General features: G+C 74.4%; 14 protein-coding genes and 1 tRNA gene. 14 read left to right on the top strand and 1 reads right to left on the bottom strand.

Annotation, left to right across the window (positions count from 1 at the left end; all coding sequences use genetic code 11):
- Nucleotides 1–21 precede the first annotated feature (21 nt).
- The 4 genes from ACMATS_RS04010 to ACMATS_RS03995 all read left to right on the top strand — a co-directional run bounded on the left by ACMATS_RS04010 (nucleotide 22) and on the right by ACMATS_RS03995 (nucleotide 3,059).
- Complete coding sequence (locus tag ACMATS_RS04010; protein ID WP_414166899.1) at nucleotides 22–1,014, top strand: ArsR/SmtB family transcription factor; 993 nt, start codon at nucleotides 22–24, stop codon at nucleotides 1,012–1,014.
- Between the two features lie 178 nt (nucleotides 1,015–1,192).
- Complete coding sequence (locus ACMATS_RS04005) at nucleotides 1,193–2,038, top strand: hypothetical protein (RefSeq protein WP_414166898.1); 846 nt, start codon at nucleotides 1,193–1,195, stop codon at nucleotides 2,036–2,038.
- Nucleotides 2,039–2,466: 428 nt separating this feature from the next.
- Nucleotides 2,467–2,913: a hypothetical protein gene (locus ACMATS_RS04000; protein ID WP_390778823.1), complete on the top strand. Its 447-nt coding sequence runs from the start codon at nucleotides 2,467–2,469 to the stop codon at nucleotides 2,911–2,913.
- A gap of 72 nt (nucleotides 2,914–2,985) precedes the next feature.
- Nucleotides 2,986–3,059 (top strand) — tRNA-Lys (locus tag ACMATS_RS03995).
- A 46-nt stretch (nucleotides 3,060–3,105) separates the two neighbouring features.
- Here ACMATS_RS03995 and ACMATS_RS03990 read toward each other — a convergent pair.
- Complete coding sequence (locus ACMATS_RS03990; protein ID WP_227725780.1) at nucleotides 3,106–4,068, bottom strand: helix-turn-helix transcriptional regulator; 963 nt, start codon at nucleotides 4,066–4,068, stop codon at nucleotides 3,106–3,108.
- Between the two features lie 226 nt (nucleotides 4,069–4,294).
- Here ACMATS_RS03990 and ACMATS_RS03985 point away from each other — a divergent pair, with 226 nt between their 5' ends.
- The 10 genes from ACMATS_RS03985 (at nucleotide 4,295) to ACMATS_RS03940 (ending at nucleotide 22,986) form a co-directional block, all read left to right on the top strand.
- A complete protein-coding gene (locus ACMATS_RS03985) occupies nucleotides 4,295–4,489 on the top strand; it encodes a hypothetical protein (protein WP_390778825.1) in 195 nt (64 codons plus the stop codon).
- Nucleotides 4,490–4,546: 57 nt separating this feature from the next.
- On the top strand, nucleotides 4,547–4,765 hold the full coding sequence (locus tag ACMATS_RS03980; RefSeq protein WP_390778826.1) for a response regulator transcription factor: 219 nt from the start codon (nucleotides 4,547–4,549) through the stop codon (nucleotides 4,763–4,765).
- A 288-nt stretch (nucleotides 4,766–5,053) separates the two neighbouring features.
- Nucleotides 5,054–5,515 carry a hypothetical protein gene (locus ACMATS_RS03975; RefSeq protein ID WP_414166897.1) on the top strand — a complete coding sequence of 154 codons (462 nt, stop codon included), beginning with the start codon at nucleotides 5,054–5,056 and terminating at the stop codon, nucleotides 5,513–5,515.
- Nucleotides 5,516–5,575: 60 nt separating this feature from the next.
- Nucleotides 5,576–12,781, top strand: coding sequence for an amino acid adenylation domain-containing protein (locus ACMATS_RS03970; RefSeq protein WP_414166896.1), 7,206 nt, complete (start codon nucleotides 5,576–5,578; stop codon nucleotides 12,779–12,781).
- A 41-nt stretch (nucleotides 12,782–12,822) separates the two neighbouring features.
- A complete protein-coding gene (locus ACMATS_RS03965; RefSeq protein WP_414166895.1) occupies nucleotides 12,823–14,472 on the top strand; it encodes an argininosuccinate lyase in 1,650 nt (549 codons plus the stop codon).
- On the top strand, nucleotides 14,435–15,427 hold the full coding sequence (locus ACMATS_RS03960) for a kinase (RefSeq protein ID WP_414166894.1): 993 nt from the start codon (nucleotides 14,435–14,437) through the stop codon (nucleotides 15,425–15,427). Before ACMATS_RS03965 ends, ACMATS_RS03960 begins: the two co-directional genes overlap by 38 nt.
- Before the next feature lie 3 nt (nucleotides 15,428–15,430).
- The gene (locus tag ACMATS_RS03955) at nucleotides 15,431–17,683 is read left to right on the top strand and encodes a pyridoxal-phosphate dependent enzyme (protein ID WP_414166893.1); all 2,253 of its coding nucleotides are present in this window, start codon (nucleotides 15,431–15,433) and stop codon (nucleotides 17,681–17,683) included.
- A gap of 57 nt (nucleotides 17,684–17,740) precedes the next feature.
- The gene (locus tag ACMATS_RS03950) at nucleotides 17,741–17,959 is read left to right on the top strand and encodes an MbtH family protein (protein WP_171079620.1); all 219 of its coding nucleotides are present in this window, start codon (nucleotides 17,741–17,743) and stop codon (nucleotides 17,957–17,959) included.
- A 63-nt stretch (nucleotides 17,960–18,022) separates the two neighbouring features.
- Nucleotides 18,023–19,783, top strand: a complete 1,761-nt coding sequence (locus ACMATS_RS03945) for a condensation domain-containing protein (protein WP_414166892.1) — start codon at nucleotides 18,023–18,025, stop codon at nucleotides 19,781–19,783.
- Nucleotides 19,780–22,986, top strand: coding sequence for a non-ribosomal peptide synthetase (locus tag ACMATS_RS03940; protein ID WP_414166891.1), 3,207 nt, complete (start codon nucleotides 19,780–19,782; stop codon nucleotides 22,984–22,986). The genes ACMATS_RS03945 and ACMATS_RS03940 overlap by 4 nt, the downstream gene beginning before the upstream one ends.
- The last annotated feature ends 14 nt before the right edge of the window (nucleotides 22,987–23,000 follow it).

Below are 23,000 nucleotides of genomic sequence, written 5' to 3'. Positions count from 1 at the left end.
GCCTGTGGGAGGCGAGGGCCCGTGGCACTGCGTATCCATTTCAGCAGCGAGGACTTCCCGCAGACGCGGCTCGCCCAGGCGCCCGACCCGCTGTGGGAGGTCCTGCTCAGCCTGCACATGCTGCAGACCGACGACGGGCCGCTGGTGTTCGACCAGTGGCGCCGCCGCACCCGGGCCCGGCTGGACGGGAGCATGCGGCAACTCCTGGCCCTGGCGCCGCCGCGCGGCTACTCGCCCGACTTCCTCACCCCCGCGGCCGCCACCGGAGGCCTTGAGGCCGGCATCGGGGCCGTGCTGTCCACCCCCCGGGCCCGGCTGCGCGAGGACCTGATCCAACTCGCCGTCTCCCAGCGGCGGATGCCGCCCGGCGCCCGACTGCTCGCCGAGGGCGACCCGCGGGCCCTGCGCGAACTGGGCGAGGCGATCCGTGCGTACCACCGGGTGGCCCTCGCCCCCTACTGGTCACGGCTGCGCAGCGACATCGGTGCGGACCTGGCCGCCCGCACCCGGGCGGCCACGGGGTCCGACGTCTTCTTCGACCACCTCCTGCGCACCCTGCACCCCGGCCTGCACTGGGAGCGGCCCGTGCTGACCATGCTCGGGTCGCACGTGAACGGCGACCTGCATCTGGGCGGCCGCGGGCTGCTGTTGCTGCCCTCGTACTTCTGCTGGCGCAAACCCACGATGCTGCGGAACCAGGACCTGCCGCCGGTCGTGGTCTACCCGGTCGAGCACGCCACCGGGCGGCTGCTGCAGGACCCCGCGGGCCAGGGCGGCCTCGCCGCGCTCGTCGGACGGACCCGGGCGGCCCTGCTGGAGACCATCGCCGACGGCAGCACCACCACCGAACTCGCCCGCTCCGCCGACATCGCCGCCGCGACCGCGAGCCACCACCTCACCGTGCTGCGCGAGGCCGGCCTCGTCGTCACCCGGCGCGTGGGCGGCGCCGCGCACCACACCCTCACACCGCTCGGCGCGGAGCTGCTGGGCAGCGACGCCTTCTTCTCTGCCTAGGGGGTGTCCGCGGGCGCGACCCGCTGACCTCGTGCATTAGATACGGGTCGAATGCCGTGGCCGGCCGGCCCGTTCTCCGGGACCCTGGGTCGGAGAAGACGGGGGATGCGGGGGAAACGGGGGATCCACCGTGACGAGTCGCGGGCCGCGGCACGCAGGAGGACCAGTCCGGCCGATCATGGCCACTGCCCTGGTACTGGCCTTCCTGGTGGTGTCCGTCACCACGGGGGTGGCGCGGTCCGCGCACTCGGCAGCGGTCGTGATGCCGGCGGGGATGACCGCCGGGGTCGCCGTCTTCGACCGCCGGACGGGGGCGTTCACCGAACGGGTCGGCGCGGACCGCCCCTTCCGGTCGGCATCGGTGGTGAAGCTGCTGATCGCACTGGACGTGCTGTGGGACCGGGGCCCGTCGTACGAGCTGCCGCCCCAGGACCGGGCCCGGCTGGAGGTGATGCTCACCGCGAGTGACGACGACGCGGCCAGTCACTACTGGGCGCAGCGCGGCGAGTCGGCCCTCGTGACGCGCATGGTCTCCCGGCTCGGTCTGCGGAGCACCTCGGGGCCGCCCCCGGAGTTCCCCGGCTACTGGGGATATTCGGCCATTACTGCGGCCGACACCGTACGCGTCTACCGGTACCTGCTGGACTCCGCACCAGGCCCGGTGCGCGAGTTCGTGATGGGAAACCTGCGACGGTCCGTGCCGTACGGGACGGACGGGTTCTTCCAGCACTTCGGCATCCCGGCGGCGTTCGAACGCCCGTGGGCGGTGAAACAGGGCTGGTCCGGCTTCACTTCGCCGGGCAGCACCCCGGACGACCGCAGGCGGGCGGCGGTGACGGGCATCGACCTGGTCCGCCCGGCGCTGCACACCACCGGCACCGTGGGCGACGGCGACCGCAGCATCGTGGCCGTCCTGACGCTGCAGCCCGTCGGCACCTCCGCCGACGCCGCGTACGCGGCCGTCGACGGCCTCGTCCGCTCCCTCCCGGTGCCCGGCGCGACGCCCAGGCGGCCACCGGCGTAGGGCGTGTCCGGCGGTCTTCGGCCACGCGGCACCACTGCGCCCCGTGAGGGGCGCGGGGAACTGCGCGACCAGCCACGATGCGCCCGCAGACGACTCCCCAGGGGCTTCGCCCCGGACACCGGGGTGGTGTGTCGACTGCGGGTCGGCGGTGGCTGGTCGCGCCCGCGCGGCGGGGCCGCTGGGGGCACCCCCAGCGGTAGCTGGGGGAGTAGCCGCCCCGCGCCCCTCACTGGGCGCGAGGATCCGCCGGACACGCTCCGGCCCCGCACCGGCCGCGGCGGAGCCGCGAGCGCTCGCCCGGGCAGGTGATATATCGCGGCCATCGTCGGCGGTCGCCCGCCGACGGGTGCCCCGCCGCGCGACGATGCCCGGGCCGGGTCGTGCACTGCCGTCCCCGGTTCCGACCGTCGTCGCCGCGTGGAGGTGCCGTGTATACCGCCGAGCTCGCTGTCAAGACCCTCGAACCCACCGCCCAGGAGGACCAGTTGGCGGAGGACTACGCCAGCATCCTCGACACCGTCGCCCACATCGACCGGAGCCTGCGGGACGGTGAGTGGCACAGCGTCCGGGACGGCCTCGACCAGCTCATCAGCGCCGCCGAGGACATGTGGTCCTCGCTCTCCGCCTCCGATCCCGGAGCCGAGGACCCGGACGAGGACTTCGACGACGGCCGGCCGGACCCGGCCCTGGACACCGACACCGCGAAGGTGCGCCAGCTCGTCGCCGTCTACACCGAGCCCCACGTCCTCGGCCGCACCCTCTATCCGGTGAGCGGCATCAACGACCCGCAGCTGCGCGCCGCGGTGGAGCGCGAGGACGCCGGGCAGGAGCCCGTACCGGAACAACAGGGCGTATCCGCCGAACTCGTTCACTGAAATCCTGCGCCCGTGCATCGCCGTCACGGACCCCGGCACGACCACGCCAGCGGATCGGGTAATATTCCCATCGCGCCGCTAGCTCAGTTGGTCAGAGCAGCTGACTCTTAATCAGCAGGTCCGGGGTTCGAGTCCCTGGTGGCGCACTGGACAGCGAGGGCCCCGCCGAACGGCGGGGCCCTCGTCCGTGTGTCAGTGACCGGCGGGCGGCGCCGGTTCGGCGGCGGAGCGGAGCAGGCCGCGGGAGACGGCGGTCGCCCCGGCCTGGAACCGGCTCGTGGCGTCCAGTTCCTCCATGATGTCGGCGATGTGGCGCCGGGTCGTGCGCAGGGACATGCCGAGACGGCGTGCGATCGCCTCGTCCTTCAGGCCGGCCGCGAGCAGTTGCAGGATGGTCTCGTCGACCTCCCGGGCCACCTGCTCCAGACCTTGGCCTGCGGCGTCGGCGAACGGGGTCGCCCGGTCCCAGGTCTGCTCGAAGATCTCGCACAGGTAGGCCACGGTGGACGGTTCGCGGATCACCACGGCACCCCAGGAGCCGTCCGCCACGGGGATGAAGGCGAGCTCCCGGTCGAAGGCGATGAGCCGGCCGAACAGTTCGTGCGCGGTGCGGTACCGGGCGCCCAGGGCGGAGGCGGCGGCGACGTAGGCCTGGCTGGGGCCGTTGAAGCGGGCCGTGTGATGGTAGAGCGTGCGGATCCGGATGCCGCGCTCCAGCATGGCCCGGTCGCGGCCGAGGGCCTCCTCCATGGCCGCGGGCACCCGGGAGCCGCCGCCCGGCTGGCTGGTGAGCATCTCCTCGCGGCAGCGCGCCGAGGCCAGGTTGAGCGCGTCGCGCACCTCCTCCAGGCTCTCGACGACTTCCACCGCCGCGGTGCGCGAGCGGCGTTGGTGGTAGTACGGCACGAAGCGGTCGAGCTCCGCGCGGAGTGCGGCGAGGTCCTGCTGCTGCTCGCGGATCCGGGCCTCCAACGGCGCGGACAGCCGCTCCGCCGCCTGCTCGGGCGCCACCGCGAAGCCTGCCCCCGGGTCGTCCGGGCTCTGCCGCACCAGCCCCGCCGCGAGCAGCCGCTTCATGCCGAGCGCGGCCTCCTCCGGGGGGAGCCCGGTGCCCGCGGCGACCGCCCCGGGATCCGTCAGGCGGTGCTCCAACACCCAGGCATAGACAGTCAGGTCGGCATCCTGCAGGCCGTTCCCGGCCCAACTCCAGCCACTCTGACCTATTTCTTCCACATCCGTCCCCGGGTCGCTTTGCTGCCAGACAGTTTGGTGAGGCATTCGCCCCATAGCGTCAGGATAGGCACCCGCACAGACTGTTCGTACCACCGCACAGCAGGGGCCCCCGCGATCCGGGGCCCGCACCGAGCACCCGAGGACCGTTATGAACCCCCCCAAGCTGCCCAAGAAGTCCGCCCTGGCCGCCCTGGCCGTCGCCCTGCTGGCCGTCGCCGCGCCGACCGCGTCCGCGAGTTCGCCCCGGACCGCCGCCGACCTGCCGCACAAGATCGTGATCACGGACCAGGCCGGCCCCCGTGGCGGCGGCCACCACACGGAGGACAGCTCCTGGGGCGGCTGACCGGCCCGGTCCCCGCACCTCCCCTCCCCGCCACCCCCCATGCCATCGGAGCCCGACATGACGGACACCGCCGTCTCCCCGCCCGCGTTCTCCCGCCGTGAGCAGGAAGTGCTCGTGCTGCTCGCCCGCGGCGAGACCTACGGGACCATCGCACGGCAGATGGGGCTCAGCCCCCATACCGTCGACACCTATCTGCGCCGCCTCCGCAGCAAGACGGGCGCCGCCAACCGCACCCAACTCGCCTTCCTGGCCTTCCGCCTGGGCTACGGGGCCTGACCCCCGCCCGCGCCCGGCTCCCGCGGCGGCGCGCGTCCACCCCTGTCGCGCCGGTCCGTCGCCGACGGCCGTTCCCTGCACCCAGCCGTGCACGGGAACGGCCGTCGCCGTGTTTTCCCCGGCCGTTCCCCGCCGTTCCCGTGTCACGTGAATCCGGTACCGGACACGCGGTAACCGCCCTGCGTGTAACGGAATTCCGTGGCTGTACCGGCGGCACGGTGCCCGGCATGCTCGTACCTGCCACCGGAAATTCCGGCGGGCCGAATTCCGGACGAGGAGTGCTTTCCCGTGTGCCTGGGGGCAGCAGTGCAGCAGGAGTGTCCGCCGCAGGAGCAACCGGACGGATTCCAGGGGGAACTGGCCCGTTTTCTCCGGGGACACCTCGGGCGCGGTCCGGGCCTGCTCTGGCCGGAGCACGAGGACGGCGACCCCGCGGACTGGGACCGCCCCTGGGCGGACCGGCTGGCCGCCGGGCTCACCCGCCTCCTGGGCCGCCCAGTGCACCACGTGCCCGGTGACCCCGCCCGGTACGTCACGACCGGCCCCGATGCGCAGTACGACCTGCTCGTCCTCCAGACCACCGGGGGAAGCGGCTGGCACCTGTTCCCGCCCGACGGGCCCGACGCCCCGCCGCGGACCCTGCGGCTGCGCGGCGGCGAGGCGCTCTACCTTCCGGCCGGCTGTCCGGCAGCCGTCCGGCAGCGGGCCACGGCACGGCACCTGCGCTTCGTCATCGGAGCCCCGGGCTGATCCACCGTCCCGCCCGGATCCACCCATCGGAAAGCGTTGCACGACCCCAGGGAATTCATCGTGTCCATTGACGACCGCCCCGATTCCGCACCCGGCCCCCACGACTCCGGCGATTCCTTTCCGGCGTCCCGGGAACAGCGCAGGATGTATTTCCTGCACCGGCTGGAAGACGGCGGAACCGCGTACCACATGCCCGTCTTCCACGCCTTCGACGGCCCGGTCGACGGCGCCGTCCTCGCCGAGTGCGCCCAGCGGCTGCTGGACCGGCACGAGGCCCTGCGCACCCGGTTCGCGCTGCAGGACGGCGAACTGCTCCAGGTCGTCGACGACGATGCCCGGCTCGTGTGGCACACCGCCGACGCCGCCGGGGCGGAGGACGTCGAACGCTGGATGGAGGCCGAGCACCACCGGCCCTTCGACCTGCACACCGGGCCGCTCTTCCGCGCCGGACTGCTCACGGCCCCGGACTCCGCGTACCTCGTGCTGAACATGCACCACATCGTCGCGGACGGCTGGTCGGTCGGCGTCATGATGCGCGAACTCCTGAGCGACTACGCGGCACTGACAGGCGGCGGTGCACCGGACGCCTCGGATATCCCGGACGCCCCGGACGAGGAGCCCGGCTTCCAGTACGCCGACTACGCCGCCTGGCAGGAGGAGTGGCTGGACAGCCCGGCCGCACAGCGCCGGCTCGCCTACTGGGCCGAACAACTCGCCGGAGAACTGCCGCAGTCCGCCCTGCCGCGCGACCACCGCTCGCCGGTCCCCGGCCTTCGCGACACCGCCGCCCTGTACGAGTTCCCCGTCCCGGCGCCCGCCCTCGACGCCCTGCGCGCCCTGTGCCGGGAGACCGGCAGCACGCTCTACACGGGCATGCTCGCCGTGTTCCAGGTGCTCATGAGCCGGTACACGGGACAGGACGACGTCCTCGTCGGCACCCCGGTCGCCAACCGCAACCGCAAGGAGTTCCAGGACACCGTCGGCCTGTTCGTCAACACCGTGGTCATCCGCTCCGACCTCGCCGACGGCCCCTCCTTCCGCGAGCACCTGGAGCGTGTCCGCGACACCGTGCTCGACGCCCAGGACCACCAGGACCTGCCGTTCGAACGGATCGTGGAGCACCTCAACCCCGAACGCACCGGCGACGGCGCCCCCCTGTTCCACGTGATGTTCGGCCACCACGACGAGAGCGGCATGACGCAGGGCCTGCCCGGCCCCCGCGCCCGGTACGTCGAAGGCCCCGCAGGCAGCGCCAAGTTCGACCTGACCTTCGACGTCGTGGAGGGCGACGACGGCGTCCGGTGCCGGCTGGAGTACCACGCCGGTCTCTACGAGGCCGCCACCGTCGAGCGGTTCGCCCGCCACTACCGGCGGCTGCTGGAGGAGGCCACGGCCCGCCCGGCGCTGTCCGTCCACGACCTGCCCATGCTCGCCGACGACGAACGGCGCGCCCTCGGCACCCCGCTGCCCGCCACGGACATGGACACGGACACGGCCGCGGACCCCGGCCCGTGCGCCCACGAACTCTTCGCCCGGCACGCGGCCCGTACGCCCGACGCCGTCGCCCTCGTCCACGAAGGCACCCGCCTCACCTACCGCGAACTCGACCGGCAGGCCAACCGCATCGCCCACCGGCTGCGCGCCCTCGGCGTCGGCCCCGACACGCTCGTGGGCCTGTGCATCCGCCGCTCACCGGAACTGGTGACCGGACTGCTCGGCATCCTCAAGGCCGGCGGCGCCTACCTGCCGCTCGACCCCGACAACCCGCCCGAGCGGCTGCGCTACATCATCGGCGACGCACAACTGACCCACCTCGTCGGCACGTCCGACACCGCCGCCCTGTGGGACGGCCTGCCGCTGCACGCGATCGACCTGACGGCCGACGCCGCGTCCCTCGCCGCCGAGCCGGACACCGCGCCGGAGACCGGGGTGACCCCGGACCACCTCGCCTACGCCATCTACACCTCCGGATCCACCGGCCGCCCCAAGGGCACCCTCATCCCGCACCGGAACATCACCCGGCTCTTCTCCGCCACCGACCACTGGTTCGGCTTCGGCCCCGACGACGTCTGGACGCTCTTCCACTCGGTCGCCTTCGACTTCTCCGTCTGGGAGCTGTGGGGCGCGCTCGCCCACGGCGGCCGTCTCGTGGTGGTGCCCTACGGGACCAGCCGTTCCCCCGAGGACTTCCACCGGCTGCTGCGCACCGAGCAGGTCACGGTGCTCAACCAGACGCCGTCCGCCTTCTACCAGCTGGCCCGCGCCGACGCCCTGCACACCCCGGACGGGGACGGCGAACTCGCCCTGCGGTACGTCGTCTTCGGCGGCGAGGCGCTGGACGTGGCCGCGCTCGCCCCGTGGTTCGACCGGCACCCGGACACCGCGCCGCAGCTGGTGAACATGTACGGCATCACGGAGACCACCGTGCACGTCACCTACCGGCCGCTGACCGCGCGCGACGCCCGGGAGGGCCGCGGCAGCGTCATCGGCGTGCCCATCCCCGACCTGCGGCTGCACCTGCTCGACCGGCACGGCCGGCCCGTACCGCCCGGCGTGGCGGGGGAGTTGTTCGTCGGCGGGGCCGGACTGGCCCGCGGCTACCTCGGACGTCCGGCCCTGACCGCCGAGCGGTTCCCCGCCGACGCGTCCGTGGACCGGCCCGGCGACCGCCTCTACCGCACGGGCGACCTGGCCCGCGTGCTCGCCGACGGCGAGCTCGAATACCTGGGGCGCATCGACGACCAGGTCAAGATCCGGGGCTTCCGCATCGAACTGGGCGAGGTCGAGGCCGCTCTCGCGGCCCACCCGCTGGCCGACGCCGCGGTCGTGCTCGTGCGGCCCGACGCCACCGGGGCGGACATGCTCGTCGGCTACGTCGCCGTCGCGTCCGGCACCCCGGAGGGCGAGCCCGGCGTGGAGGCCCTGCGCGAGCACCTCGCCGAGCGCATCCCCTCCTACATGATCCCCGCCGCCTTCGTGCTGCTTCCCGGGTTCCCCCTGACCCCCAACGGCAAGGTGGACCGCCGCCGGCTGCCGGACCCGGCCCTCGCCGCGGCCGGCGCGGACACGGCGTACGAGCCGCCGCGGGGCCCCGTCGAGACCGTCCTCGCCGAGGTCTGGCAGCAGGTGCTCGGCCGCGAGCGGGTGGGCGCGAACGACAACTACTTCGCCCTCGGCGGCGATTCGATCCGCAGCATCCGGCTGCTGGCCCGGGCCCGGCAACGGGGACTGGAGTTCACCGTCGCCGACGTGATGCGCCATCAGACCGTCCGCAGGCTGGCCGCCGTGGCCACCGCGTCCGGCACCGGGACCGCCCTGGCGCCCTTCGCGCTGCTGTCCGACGAGGACCGTGCCGCCCTGCCCGACGGGCTGGACGACGCCTACCCGATGACCCGGCTCCAGGCCGGCATGCTCTTCCACAGCGACCTGCCCGCCGACGGGACCCTCTACCACAACGTCGCGAGCCTCCACGTCCGGGCGGCCTACGACGAGCAGGCCTGGCGCGACACCGTGGCCCTCCTGGCCCGCCGCCACGACATGCTGCGCACCTCCTTCGAGCTGACCGGGTTCGGCGAACCCCTGCAGCTCGTGCACCGGGACGCCGCGCCCGTCATCACCTTCGAGGACCTGACCGCCCTGGACGAGGACGGGCAGCGGGCGGCCGTCGCAGCGCGCTACGAGGCCGAGCGGCGACGCCCGTTCGACTGGCGGCAGGCACCCCTGCTCCGCTTCCACGTGCAACGCCGGTCGGGCGGCACCTTCCAGCTCTTCATGGCCGAGCACCACGCGGTCATGGACGGCTGGAGCGAGCGGTCGCTCTTCACGGAGCTGAGCACCTGCTACCTCGACCTCCTCGCCGGACGGGACGCGACCGCCGAAGGACCCCGCTCGCGCTTCGCCTCCTTCGTCGCCCTCGAACGCGCCGCCCTCGACAGCGGGGAACAGCAGCGGTTCTGGGCGGAGCAGACGGCGGACATGGCCGTCACCCGGCTGCCCCGCCAGCGGCAGGCGGACGGCCCCGCCCGGATGAGCTGGCACCTCGCGCCCCTGCCCGACGGACTGCACCCGCAACTGGCCGCTCTGGCACGGGAGTCGGGCGTCCCGCTGCGCACCGTCCTGCTCGCCGCGCACCTGCGGGTCATGGCGCTGCTGGGCGGCACCGACGACGTCACCACCGGCGCGGTCTTCAACGGGCGCACCGAGGAGACCGACGGCGACCGGACCGTCGGCATCTTCCTCAACACCCTGCCCTTCCGGCTGACCCTGCCCGGCGGCGACGGGCGCGCGTTCGTCCGGGCGGTCGCGGAGCAGGACCTGCGCATCCAGGAGCACCGCCGCTACCCGCTGGCGGAGATCGTGCGGACCGCGGGCGGCACGGCCCTCTTCGAGACCTTCTTCAACTTCACCCACTTCCACGTCGAGCAACAGGGCCCGGCCGCAGGCGACTTCGCCGTCCTGGCCGAGGACGGCGAGGCCGGGACCGACTTCGCCTTCGGCGCGGAGTTCTCCGTCACCCCCGACGGCGAACGGCTGGAGCTCGGACTGCGCTACGACGCCGCACAGTTCACCGAGGAGCAGATCGCGGCCGCCCACGGCTACTACGCCACGGCACTGGGCCTGCTGGCCGACGCGCCGGACGCGGACTTCCTCGCCGCCGACCTGCTCTCCGAGGCGGAGCACCGCACCCTCGCGCAGTGGAACGCCACGGAGGCCGCGTACGACGCCCCGCACCTGCTGCACCGGCTGATCGAGCAGCAGACCGGGGCGACGCCGGACGCACCCGCCGTGCGCTTCGAGGGCCGGAGCACGACATACCGGGAGCTCGACGCACAGGCCGGCCGGCTTGCCGCCGCCCTGCGCGAACACGGCGCAGGACCGGGGACGTTCGTCGGTGTCCTGCTGGAACGCTCGCACGCCCTGCCCGTCACCCTGCTTGGCATCCTCAAGTCCGGTGCGGCCTACGTGCCGCTGGACCCCGGCCACCCCGAGCCGCGCGTGACCGCCCTGCTGGCCGAGGCCGGCATCGGGCTCGTCGTCACCGACGAGCGCTGGACGGAGCCCCTGCAGCGCGCGGGCGTCCGGACCGTCCGGCCGGACGCCGCTGCGTCGCGCGAGACGCCCGGCAGCGCGGCGGGACCGGACGACCCCGCATACATGATCTTCACGTCGGGCTCCACCGGGAAGCCCAAGGGCGTCGTGGTCTCCCACCGCGCCATCGCCAACCGGCTGTTGTGGATGCAGGACGCCTACGCCCTGCAGCCCGTGGAGCGTGTGCTGCAGAAGACGCCCTACACCTTCGACGTCTCGGTGTGGGAGTTCTTCTGGCCCCTGATGACCGGCGCCACCCTCGTCCTGGCCCGGCCCGGCGGCCAGCGTGACCCCGCCTACCTGGCCGGCCTGATACAGGAGGAGCGCATCAGCACCGTGCACTTCGTGCCCTCGATGCTGAGCGTCTTCCTGGAGGAGCCCGCAGCATCCTGCTGCACCGGCCTGACCCGGGTGGTGTGCAGCGGCGAGGCCCTGCCGTACGAGGTGCAGAGCCGCTTCTTCGAGCGGTTGCCGGACGCCGGGCTGCACAACCTGTACGGGCCGACGGAGGCCGCGGTCGACGTCACGTACTGGAGCTGCCACGAGGACGGCACCGGCGTGGTGCCCATCGGTCGGCCCATCGCCAACATGCGCACCCACGTCCTCGACCGGCGCCTGCAGGAAGTGCCGCTGGGCGTGACCGGGGAGCTCTACCTCGAAGGCGTCGGCCTGGCCCACGGCTACCACGGGCAGCCGGAGCTGACCGCCGAGCGCTTCGTCACGCACACCGGCCGCGACGGGGCGGCCCGCCGCCTCTACCGCACCGGCGACCTGGCCCGCCACCGGCCCGGCGGCGAGCTGGAGTACGCGGGACGCACCGACCACCAGCTGAAGATCCGTGGCTTCCGGGTCGAACCGGGCGAGATCGAGGCCGTCCTGACGGACCACGAGGCGGTGCGCGAATGCGCCGTCCTGCTGCGCGGCGAGCGGCTGACCGCCTACGTCGTCGCCGTCACCGGACACGAGGCCGACCCCGCCGGTCTCGCCGGGTTCGCCCGGCAGCACCTGCCCGAGTACATGGTCCCCGCGGCCTGGGTGGCACTCGACGCCCTGCCGCTGACCCCCAACGGCAAGCTCGACCGGGCCGCCCTGCCCGAGCCCGACGCCACGGCGGTCACCGGCGGCCGGATCCCGGCACCGCCGCGGGACGAGACCGAGTCGCGCCTGATCGGCATCTGGGAACGGCTGCTGGACGGCGGCCCGGTCGGCATCCACGACGACTTCTTCGCCGTCGGCGGCCACTCCATCGCGGCCCTCCGGCTGATCGGCAGCATCAACGAGGAGTTCGGCGAACGGCTGAGCGTCTCCGCCGTCCTGGAACACCCGACCGTCGCCCGGCAGGCCGCCCTCCTCGGGGACACCGCCCGCCGGACCCCCGACGACGGCGTGGTGCGCCTGCGCCCCGGCGGCGACCGGCCCCCGCTGTTCCTGCTGCACCCCGTCGGCGGGCACGTCTTCTGCTACCGGGCCCTGGCCACCGCCCTGGGCACCGGCCGGCCCGTCCACGGCCTGACCGCCCCCGGACTGGCCGAGGACGCGCCGGAACCGCAGCCCCGCACCGTCGAGGACCTCGCCGCGGCCCACGTCCGGGCCCTGCGCCGGGTGCAGCCCGCCGGGCCGTACCACCTCGCCGGCTGGTCCTTCGGCGGACTGCTCGCCTATGAGGCGGCCGCCCAACTGCGCGCCGCGGGCGAGGAGGTGGCCGGCGTCGCCCTGCTCGACAGCTCCTACCCGGACCCGCAGAACGTCCCCGGCGACGAGGCCGGAATGCTGGAGTGGTTCTACGAGGACCTGGCGCGGGCGGCCGGCTCCGACTTCGGCGACGCCTCCCGCAGCGCCCTGCGCGCGGCACTGGACGCCGCGACCGGACCCGGCGACCGGCTGAAGGCCCTGGCCGCACAGGCCGCCGAGGAGCAGATCGCCCCCGGGCTCGACGCCGCCCGGCTGGCCCGCCACTACGCGGTCTTCCGCACCGGCATCCTCGCCGCCGCGCAGTACCGGCCGCCGGTCCTGGCCGGCCCGGTGCTCTTCCACCGGAGCACCGACGGCGCCGCCCTGGACTCCGCACGCCGCTGGGCCGTACGCGTCGACGGCGGCCTCACCGTCCACGACAGCGACGCCGACCACTACACGCTGATGCGCTTCCCGCACATCACGGCCGTCGCCGACACCCTGTGACCCCCGGCAGACCTGCCCCCGAACCGAGAACGGAACACCACGTGACGAGCGAAGAAGACGACCGGCCGGCCGCACTGAGCGGCCGGATCGCCGGCGGCCCGAGCGCCCTGCTGCACGACGAGGTGCTCGAACCCCAGTTCCGCTTCGAGTCCCGCCACCTGATCGGCCACTACGTCGCCATCGAGAAGGTGCTGGCCGCCGAGTACGAGAGGATGGACGTCCTGACGCCCGGCGAGGCGCACGCCGTCGCCGCCCGGCTCGACGGCGTCGGCACCGCCACCCTCACCGCCCGGCCCGGCGCCAACATGTCCGACATCGCCTTCGCCCTGGAGCGCCACGTCGAGCAGGGCCTGGAACGGCCCGTCGCCCGCTGGCACGTCGACCGCAGCCGCAACGACCTCCAGTCCTGCGCCCAGCTGATGTTCGGCCGGGACCGGCTCGCGGGCTTCGCCCGCAGCCTGCTCGAACTGGGCGCGGCCGCCCGCGACTTGGCGGAGGCCACCCGCGAACTGCCCATGCCCGGCTACACCCACTTCCAGGCCGCCCAGGTCATCACCCCCGGCTTCTACCTCGCCGCGGTCGGCGAGCAGGTGCTGCACTCCACGCGGCGGCTGCTGGCCACGTACGACGGCATCGACGCCTGCCCGCTCGGCGCCGGCGCCATGGCGGGCCAGGAACTGCCCTGGGACCGCGACCGGATGGCCCGCCTGCTGGGCTTCGCCCGGCCCCAGCCCAGCGCCCTGACCTCCGTCGCCTCCCGGCGCTGGAGCGCGGAGAGCACCGCGGAGCTCGGTCTGCTCGGCGCCGCCCTCAGCCGCTTCGCCACCGACCTGCTGACCTGGGGGAGCAGCGAGTACGGGTTCATCGAGCTGCCCGACGAGCTGTCCGGCATCTCCTCCGCCATGCCGCAGAAGAAGAACTACCCGGTCCTCGAACGCATCCGGGGCCGTACCGCGCACCTGGGCGCCTTCCACCTCGACGCCCTGCTCGGACAGCGCAACACCCCCTTCTGCAACCTGGTCGAGGTCTCCAAGGAGGCCAACACCCACCTGCTGGACGCCTTCGAGTCGGCCCACGGCACGGTCCGGCTGTTCACCGAGGTGCTGCGCCGCTTGTCCTTCCGGCCGGAGCGCATGCGCGAGGCCTGCGAGCGCGAGTTCCTCGGCGGGTTCAGCCTGGCCAACGCGCTGACCCTGACGGCCGGTGTGCCCTGGCGCACCGCCCAGGTCGTCGCCGGGCGCTACGTCGTCCTGGCCGCCGGCGCGGGCCTCGCCCCCGCCCCGGGCGACCCGGCCCTGCTGGAGGCGGCCGCCGCGGAGAAGGGCGTGACCGTCACCGGAGCGGCCGCCCTGCTCGCCGAGGCCTTCGACGTCCGGCGCGGACTGGAGCGCATGTCCTCGGCCGGCTCGGCCCACCCCGAGGCCGTGCGGCGGCTGTTGGAGGAGCTGGACGCGGAACACGTCCGGCTGAGCACGGAGTGGGACCGGCGCGCAGCGGCGGTACGGGCCGGGGCGGACGAGACGGACCGGGTGCTGGGTATTTCCGCGCCCCGCAAGGGGCGCGGGGCAGTTACACATGCGGCTCCGCCGCGTGAGCGCGACCAGCCGCAGCCGGCCCGCAGCGGCAGTGAGGCGTGGGAGCGGGGTGAGAACAATGTCGGGACCGACGACGGCGCACGCCGCGAGCACTGAGGGCCTCGGGGTCACGGCCCAACGGACCGGCGAGGGACGGGCGTTCGGCACCTTCGGCGAGCTGCTCCAAGGCGCCCTGCCCGACCCCCACGGCGACTTCCTCGTCACCTTCCCCCTCGCCCGCTGGTCGACGGCAGTCTTCCGCCACCGGCCCGGCGCCCGCGGCGTGACCGTGCACCCGGCCCACAAGGGCAAGTCCCGTGCCGTGGCCGAGCAGGTGCTCGCCGCACTCGGGATGCCCGGCGGCGGCGAGCTGGAGATCTCCGCCGACCTGCCCGAGGGCAAGGGCCTGGCCAGCTCCTCCGCCGACCTCGTCGCCACGGTGCGCGCGGTCGGGGCGGCCCGGGGCGTGCGCTTCCGGCCCGCCGAGATCGAGGCGTTCCTGCGCGGCATCGAGCCCGCGGACGGGGTGATGTACGACGAGATCGTCGCCTTCCACCACCGCGAGGTCCGGCTGGCCCGCCGGCTCGGCACCCTGCCGCCGCTCGCCGTCGTCGCCCACGACGAGGGCGGCCAGGTCGACACCGTCACGCACAACCGCCGGCCCCGCACCTTCGACGCGGCGTCCCGGCACGAGTACGCTGCCCTGCTCGACCGTCTGACCACGGCCGTGGCCGACGGCGACCTGCGCACCGTCGGCGCCGTCGCCACCCGCAGCGCCGAGCTCAACACCCGGCTCCGCCCCCGCGGCGGATTCGCGGAACTGCACGCGCTCTGCCGCGAGGTCGACGGTCTCGGCCTGGTCCTCGCCCACAGCGGCACCATGCTCGGCATCCTCCTGGAGGCCGCCGACCCGGCCCTGGACAGCAAGACGCAGCACGTGCGCGCCGCCTGCACGGCTCTCGGCGGTGAGGTCTCCGTGCACCGCTCCCTGGGCACCGGCGACGTCTGGAGCCCCGCAACGGCCGCCCCCGAGCCCGTACTTGCCCGCCCCCGCCACCGTACGGAGTACTGACCAATGCTGTTCGACACCATGACCGAGGCCATCGGTCACACCCCCCTGGTGCGCCTGCGCCTCGGAGCGGACCGGGACGTGGAGGTCTACGCCAAGCTGGAGCTGCAGAACCCCTTCGCCATGAAGGACCGGGTGGCCCGCCACATCGTCCAGGAGGCCCGCCGGCTGGGCGTCCTGCAGCCCGGGGCACCCGTCATCGAGAGCTCCTCGGGCACCATGGCCCTCGGCGTCGCCCTCGTCGGCCGTTCGCTCGGGCACCCGGTGCACATCGTCACCGACCCCCGCATCGACCCCGTCACCCTCGCCAAACTCCGCGCCCTGGGCTGCGAGGTGCACATCGTGCAGGCCATGACCAGCCACGGCTGGCAGAGCGCCCGCCTGGAGCGGCTCGAGGAGCTGATGCGCGACCTGCCCGGCGCCTTCTGGCCCCAGCAGTACGCCAACCCCGACAACCCCGGCGCCTACCGCACCCTCGCCGCCGAACTCCTCGCCGACCTCGGCCCGTTCGACACCCTCGTCGGCGCCGTGGGCAGCGGCGGATCCCTGTGCGGCTCCGCCCGCGCCCTCAAGGAGTCCCTGCCCGGCCTGCGCGTCGTCGGCGTCGACTGCGTCGGCAGCGCCCTGTTCGGCCAGCCCGACGTGCCGCAGCGGCTGCAGAGCGGGCTCGGCAACAGCCTCCTGCCCAAGAACCTCGACCGCCCGCTCGTCGACGAGGTCCACTGGCTCAACGACCACGAGGCCTTCGCCGCCTCCTGGGACCTGGCCCGCGAACAGCAGATCTTCGCCGGCAACACCTCGGGCTCGGTCTACCGCGTGCTCGGCGGCCTCGCTGCCGAAGCCGCCCCCGGCACCCGCATCGTCGGCATCTTCCCCGACCGCGGCGACCGCTACGCCGACACCGTCTACAGCGAGGAGCACTGGGCCGGACACCGCCTGGAGCAGCTGCCGGTGAACCCCGCGCCCGAGGCCGTCGCTCCCGGCGAGACCGCCCTGGCCTGGTCCCGCATGCCGCTGCAGCGACCGCAGGAGCTACGGCGGCACCTGCTGTTCGTCGAGTCCAACACCACCGGCACCGGCATGCTCGCCCTCGGCCTCGCCCGCGAACTGGACACCGTGCCCGTCCTGCTCACCAACGACCCCGCCCGCTACGCCGGACTGCAGGAGACCGGCTGCGAGGTCATCGTCTGCGACACCAACTCCCAGCCGGAGCTGCGCCGTACGGTCCAGGAGCGGTTCCGCCGCGAGGAGCTCGCCGGCGTCACCACCACCAGCGACTTCTACGTACCGGCCGTGGCCTCCCTGGCCCGCTGGCTGGGCCTGCCCGGCAACCCCGAGGAGGCCGTGGCCCGTTGCCGCGACAAGGCCGGCCTGCGGCGGACGCTGCACCGTGCCGGAGTGCGCCAGCCCCGGTTCGAGATCGTCACGGAGGCGGCCGGCGTGGCGGCGGCGGTGACCCGCATCGGACTGCCCTGCGTGGTCAAGCCGGTCGACGACTCCGGCTCCACCAACGTCCTGCTGTGCGCCGACGAGCCCACCGCGACGGCCCAGGCCGAACGGATCCTCGCGATCACCACGAACGTGCGCGGAATGCCCACCGCCAGGGCCGTGCTCGTCGAGGAGTACCTGGACGCGCCCGAGTACAGCGTGGAGATGTTCACCTGGGACGGCGGCACCGAGTGCGTGGGCATCACCGCCAAGTCCGTCACCGGGGCACCGCACTTCGTCGAGCACCGCCACCTCTTCCCCGCCGACCTCCCGGCACCCGTCGCCCAGGAGATCACCGAGACCGTCCGCAGCGCCCTGGACGCCGCCGGCATACGCCTCGGCGCCACGCACACCGAGGTGCGGCTCACCGCGGAGGGCGCCGCCGTCATCGAGATCAACCCGCGGCTCGCCGGCGGGATGATCCCCGAACTCGTCCGCCTCGCAAGCGGCGTCCGCCTGCTCGAACAGCAACTGCGGGTCGCGCTGGGACTCCCGCCCCGGCTCAAGCCCGACCACCACGGCCACGCCGGCATCCAGTTCCTGCTCGCCCCGCAGGACGGGGTCCTGGCCGCCGTCGAGGGCACCGCGGAGGCCGCGGCCGTCGAGGGCGTCGAGACCGTCACCGTCACCGCCGCACCCGGCAGGCCCGTGCACCGCCCGCGCAGCGCCGCCGACCGGCTGGGCCACGTCATCGCCCGGCACGACAGCGGACAGGACGTGACCCGCGCGCTCGACACGGCCCGCGACCGGCTGCGTGTCGTCACCGACTGACTCCGCCTGCCCGCGATTTGACCCACCGTTCACCCAGGAATCCGAGGAACCGCAGCCATGAGCAACCCCTTCGAGAACGACGCCGCCCCCTACCTCGTGCTCAGGAACCACGAGAACCAGCACTCCCTGTGGCCCGCCGCCACCGCCGTCCCGGCCGGCTGGACCCGCGTGCACGGCGAGGACACCCGCCAGGGCTGCCTGGACTACGTCGAGGCCCACTGGACGGACATGCGCCCCGCGAGCCTGGTGGCCGCCCTCGGGGACCCGCGCCCCTGACCCCGGAACCGGCGAACACCGAGGAGAACCGAGGAGAACTGCGGAGAACCGTGGAGAACCACCATGCCTGACGCACCGAGCACCGCCACCGCCGAGGACATCCTCCGCGCCCTGTTCGCGGAGGTCCTCGGGGTCCCGGAGGCCGGCCCCGACGACAGCTTCACCGGGCTGGGCGGGGACAGCATCCTGGCCATCCAGCTGGTCAGCCGCGCCCGGCTGGCCGGGCTCGTCCTCAGCACCCGCGACGTGCTGCGCAAGGACACCGTCCGCGCCCTGGCCGCCGCGGCCCGCGAGCCCGAGCACACCGCCCCGGCGGATCCGCCGCAGCGCACCGGCCGGATCACCCCCACCCCGATCATGCACTGGCTGCGCGAACTGGGCGGCCCCGTGGACACGTACCACCAGTCCCTGGTGGTCCGCACCCCCGCCGGGCTGCGGCAGGACGCCCTGGAGACGATCCTGCAGGCCCTGCTCGACACCCACGACGCCCTGCGGCTGCGGCTGCCCTCGGGCACCGCGTCCGCGGTGTGGGAACCGGTGATCGAGCCGCCGGGGTCCGTCGCCGCGGCCGGCCTGCTCGTCCGTACCGATGCACGGGACGTGGACGACGCCGCCCTGCCGGAGGTGATGAAACGTCATATAGCCGTGGCCCGAGGCCTGTTGGCACCGCAGGACGGTGTCATGGTCCGGGCGGTGTGGCTGGACCGGGGGCCCGGCCGGCAGGGCCGGCTCGCCCTGCTCGTCCACCACCTCGTCGTCGACGGCGTCTCCTGGCGCATCCTCCAGGACGACCTCGTCACCTGCTGGGAGGCGCTGTCCCGGGGCGAGGAGCCCCGGCCGGAGCCCGCCCGCACCCCCTTCGCGCACTGGTCCGCCGTCCTCGCCACCGAGGCCGGCCGCGGCCGGCGGATGGCGGAGGCCGGCGCCTGGCAGGAGACGCTGCGCACCGACCGCGCCCCGCTCGGCGGGATCTGCGCCCTGGACCGGCTGGCCCCGGAGCGCGCGGAGTGCACCTTCACCGTCACCCTGCCGTCCGAGGTCACCGTCCCGCTGCTGACCGGCGCGCCGTCCCTCGTCAACGGCACGGTCAACGACGTCCTGCTGACCGGCCTGGCCCTGGCCGTCCTCGCCTGGCGGCGCGGGCAGGGCGGCGGCGCGGACGACGGGGGAGCGGTGCTGGTCGACCTGGAGGGCCACGGCCGCGAGGAGCTCACCGAGGGCCTGGACCTCTCCCGCACGGTCGGCTGGTTCACCTCCGTGTACCCCGTCCGCTTCGCGCTCGGCGCGGTGGACACCGACGACGCGCGCTCCGGCGGCGCGGCCGTCGGAGCCGCCCTGCGACAGGTCAAGGAGGCCCTGCGGGCCGTCCCCGACAAGGGCATCGGCCACGGACTCCTGCGCCACCTCAACTCCCTGACCGGCCCCGGCCTCGCCGCCCGCGGCATCCCCGGGATCGGCTTCAACTACCTGGGCCGCTTCCCGATGGGCGACGAGGCCGACTGGGCGGCGGCCCCCGGGCACGACTTCGCCCTCGACTCCGCCGACGAGGGCCTGCCCATGGCGCACGCCGTCGAGGTCAACTCCGCGGCCCACGAGGGGCCCGGCGGGCTCGTCCTGACCGCCACCTGGACCTGGGCGGACAACGCCTACCGGGCCGAGCAGGTCCGGGCCCTGGCCGACGAGTGGTTCGCCATGCTGACGGCCGTCGCCGCCCACGCACAACGGCCCGGCACCGGCGGCCTGACCCCGTCCGACGTGTCCCTCTCCGGGATCAGCCAGGCCGATCTCGACGACTTCGCATCCCAGCTGGGGGAGTTGCTGTGACCCTCGTACCGCCGACCGACCTCGTTCCCCTCTCCCACGCCCAGCAGCGGCTGTGGCTCCTCGCCCGCACCGGCGACGCCGCGCTCTACAACATCCCCCTCGGCCTCCGGCTGCAGGGCCGCCTGGACCGCGACGCGCTGCGCGCCGCGCTCACGGATGTGACGGCGCGTCACGAATCGCTGCGGACCGTCTTCCCCGAGCGCGACGGGCAGCCCGGTCAGCTCGTCCTCGACGCCGGCGGCGCCGCCCCCGCATGGACGGTGACGCACTGCCCCGCGGAGGAGCGGGAGCAGCACATCCGCAGCGCCGCCGAGCATGCCTTCGACCTGGCGGCCGAACCGCCGCTGCGCGCCGACCTCCTGGTCCACGGCGACGAGGACCACTACCTGCTGCTGGTGCTGCACCACATCGCGGGCGACGGACGCTCCATGGAACTGCTCGTGCGGGACCTCGCGGCCGCCTACACGGCACGGCTGACGGGCGGCAGCCCCGACTGGCCCGAACTCCCCGTCCAGTACCCGGACTTCGCCCTCTGGCAGCGCGACCTGCTCGGCGACCCGGCCGACCCCGGCAGCCTCCACGCGCAGCAGCTCGGCCACTGGGCCGGGCGGCTCGCCGGACTGCCCGAAGAGCCGGCCCTGCCGTTCGACCGGCCCCGCCCGGCGGCCGCGAGCCACCGCGGCGCCGTGGTCTCCGCCCGCCTCGGCGCGGACGCGCACCGGGCCCTGGCCGCGCTCGCCGGCGCGCACCGGGCCACGCCGTTCATGGCGGTCCAGGCCGCCTTCGCGGCCCTGCTCACCCGGCTCGGCGCCGGGACCGACCTGCCGCTGGGCTGCCCCGTCGACGGCCGCGACGACGAGGCGCTGGAGGACCTCGTCGGCTTTTTCGTCCACACCCTCGTCGTCCGCGCCGACACCTCCGGCGACCCGTCCTTCGGCACCCTGCTGGAGCGGGTGCGGGACACCGTCCTGGAGGCCCGGACCCACGCGGACGTCCCCTTCGAGGCCCTGGTCGAGCAGGTCAACCCGGCCCGGTCCCCGGCCCGGCACCCCCTGTTCCAGGTGGCCGTCGCCCAGCAGACCGGCGGCGGCACCGGGCCGCACTTCCCCGGCCTGACCGCCGCGGCGGAGCCGGTGCGCACCGGGACCGCCAAGTTCGACCTCACCCTGGAGGTCGACGAGCACGACGGCCCCGGCGGGATCGGCCTCACCCTCGAATACGCCACCGACCTGTTCGACGCGGCCGGCGCGCAGCGCCTCCTCGACCGGCTGGTGCGGCTGACCGCCGCGGCGATCGCGGACCCCGGCATCCCGCTGAGCCGGATCGACGTCCTCGACCCCGTCGAGCGCCACGCCGTCCTCACCGGCTGGCAGGGCAGCCCGGCCGCGGACACCGGCCGCACCGTCCACGGCGTGTTCGCCGAACAGGTCCGCACCGGCCCGGACCGTCCCGCCGTCGTCTGCGGGCCGCGCCGGGCGACCTACGGCGAACTCGACGCCCACGCCGAGCGGATCGCCCGCCGGCTGACCGCCGTGGGCGTGCGCCCCGGCGACGCCGTGGCCGTCCTGATGGAGCGCTCGGTCGAACTCGTCGCGGCCTGCCTCGGCATCCTCAAGGCCGGTGCCGCCTACGTCCCCCTGGACGCCCGGGCGCCGCAGGCCCGTACCGCGGGCATCGTCGCCGACACCGGGGCCGTGGTCCTGCTCGCCGACGACGGCTCCGCCGCCGTGCCCGGCATCCGGCACACCCTGCGCATCGCGGGGCACGAGGACGAGCCGCTGCCGCCGCTCGCGGGCAGCGCGGCCGTCACCGGTCACCCCGACGCCCTCGCCTACGTGATGTACACCTCCGGGTCCACCGGCACGCCCAAGGGCGTGGCCGTCGCCCACCGCGAGGTGGTCGCGCTCGCCCTGGACCGGCGCTGGCGCGGCGGGGCGCACGAGCGGGTGCTGTTCCGCTCGCCGCACGCCTTCGACGCCTCCACCTACGAACTGTGGGTGCCGCTGCTGACCGGCGGCCTGGTCGTGGTGGCCCCGCCCGGCGAGCTGGACGTCGACGCGCTGGGCCGCCTCATGGCCGAACAGCGCGTCACCGGCACGTTCCTGACCGCCGCCCTGTTCAACGTGCTCGCCGACCGCTGCCTTCCTCAACTCGCCACGCTGCGCGAGGTGATGACCGGCGGCGAGGCGGCCTCGCCGCCCGTGGTGCGCCGGGTCCTGGAGGCCTGCCCGGACACCGTGGTGACCAACGCGTACGGGCCCACCGAGACCACCACGTTCGCCGCGACCCTCGCCCTGCGCGCGGGACAGGAGGTGCCCGCCGGCCAGGTGCCCATCGGCCATCCCCTGGACGGCACCCGGCTGTACGTCCTCGACGAGGGCCTCGCGCCCGTGCCGCCGGGCGTCCCGGGCGAGCTCTACATCGCCGGATCGGGCCTGGCCCGGGGCTACTTCGGCCGCCCCGGCCAGACCGCCGAGCGCTTCGTCGCCTGCCCGTTCGGGCTCGCGGGGGAGCGGATGTACCGCACGGGCGACCGCGCCCGGTGGAACACCCGCGGCCAGGTGGAGTACCTCGGGCGTGCCGACCGGCAGGTCAAGATCCGCGGCTTCCGCATCGAACCCGGCGAGATCGAGGCGGTGCTCGCCGCCCACCCCGCGGTCGGCCAGGCGGCCGTCACCGTCGTGGCCGGGCCCTCCGGCCCCGCCCTCGCCGGTTACGTCGTCCCCGCCGACGGCGCCCCAGCCCCCGAACCGGCCGAGCTGCGCGGCCACTTGAGTGCGACGCTGCCGGACTACATGGTCCCCGCCGACCTCGTCACGCTCGACCGCTTCCCCGTCACGCCCAACGGCAAGCTCGACCTCGCCGCGCTCCCCGCCCCCGGGCAGGGCCCGGCCGGCGGCACGTACGCCGCGCCGCGCAACGACAGCGAGCGGGCCCTGTGCGAGGTGTGGCAGCGCGTGCTCGGCCGCGAACGTATCGGCGTCCACGACGACTTCTTCGACCTGGGCGGGCACTCCCTGCTGGCCACCCGGCTGCTGTCCGAGATCCGGTCCGCCCTCGGTGCCGCACCGACCGTCCGCCAGTTCTTCGCCGGTCCCACCGTCGCCGCCCTGGCCGCCCTGCTCGACGCCGGAACCGCCCCCGCCGCCGCCGACGAGGAACCGCCCGTCGTCCGCCGCGCCCGCCGCCGCCCCGCCCACTGACCCGCCGCACCCCG

The organism is Streptoverticillium reticulum (assembly GCF_047456005.1).
Taxonomy (GTDB): domain Bacteria; phylum Actinomycetota; class Actinomycetes; order Streptomycetales; family Streptomycetaceae; genus Streptomyces; species Streptomyces reticulum.
The sequence above is the reverse complement of the archived record's forward strand: the minus strand, read 5'-3'. Positions and strand labels throughout refer to the sequence as shown.

What these genes read in the sequence shown, in the direction of transcription:
- ACMATS_RS03980 (WP_390778826.1), top strand. Translation starts at nt 4,547, where the DNA reads ATGACGGACACCGCCGTCTCCCCGCCCGCGTTCTCCCGCCGTGAGCAG.
- ACMATS_RS03985 (WP_390778825.1), top strand. Translation starts at nt 4,295, where the DNA reads ATGAACCCCCCCAAGCTGCCCAAGAAGTCCGCCCTGGCCGCCCTGGCC.
- ACMATS_RS03945 (WP_414166892.1), top strand. Translation starts at nt 18,023, where the DNA reads ATGCCTGACGCACCGAGCACCGCCACCGCCGAGGACATCCTCCGCGCC.
- ACMATS_RS04005 (WP_414166898.1), top strand. Translation starts at nt 1,193, where the DNA reads ATGGCCACTGCCCTGGTACTGGCCTTCCTGGTGGTGTCCGTCACCACG.
- ACMATS_RS03960 (WP_414166894.1), top strand. Translation starts at nt 14,435, where the DNA reads ATGTCGGGACCGACGACGGCGCACGCCGCGAGCACTGAGGGCCTCGGG.
- ACMATS_RS03955 (WP_414166893.1), top strand. Translation starts at nt 15,431, where the DNA reads ATGCTGTTCGACACCATGACCGAGGCCATCGGTCACACCCCCCTGGTG.
- ACMATS_RS03950 (WP_171079620.1), top strand. Translation starts at nt 17,741, where the DNA reads ATGAGCAACCCCTTCGAGAACGACGCCGCCCCCTACCTCGTGCTCAGG.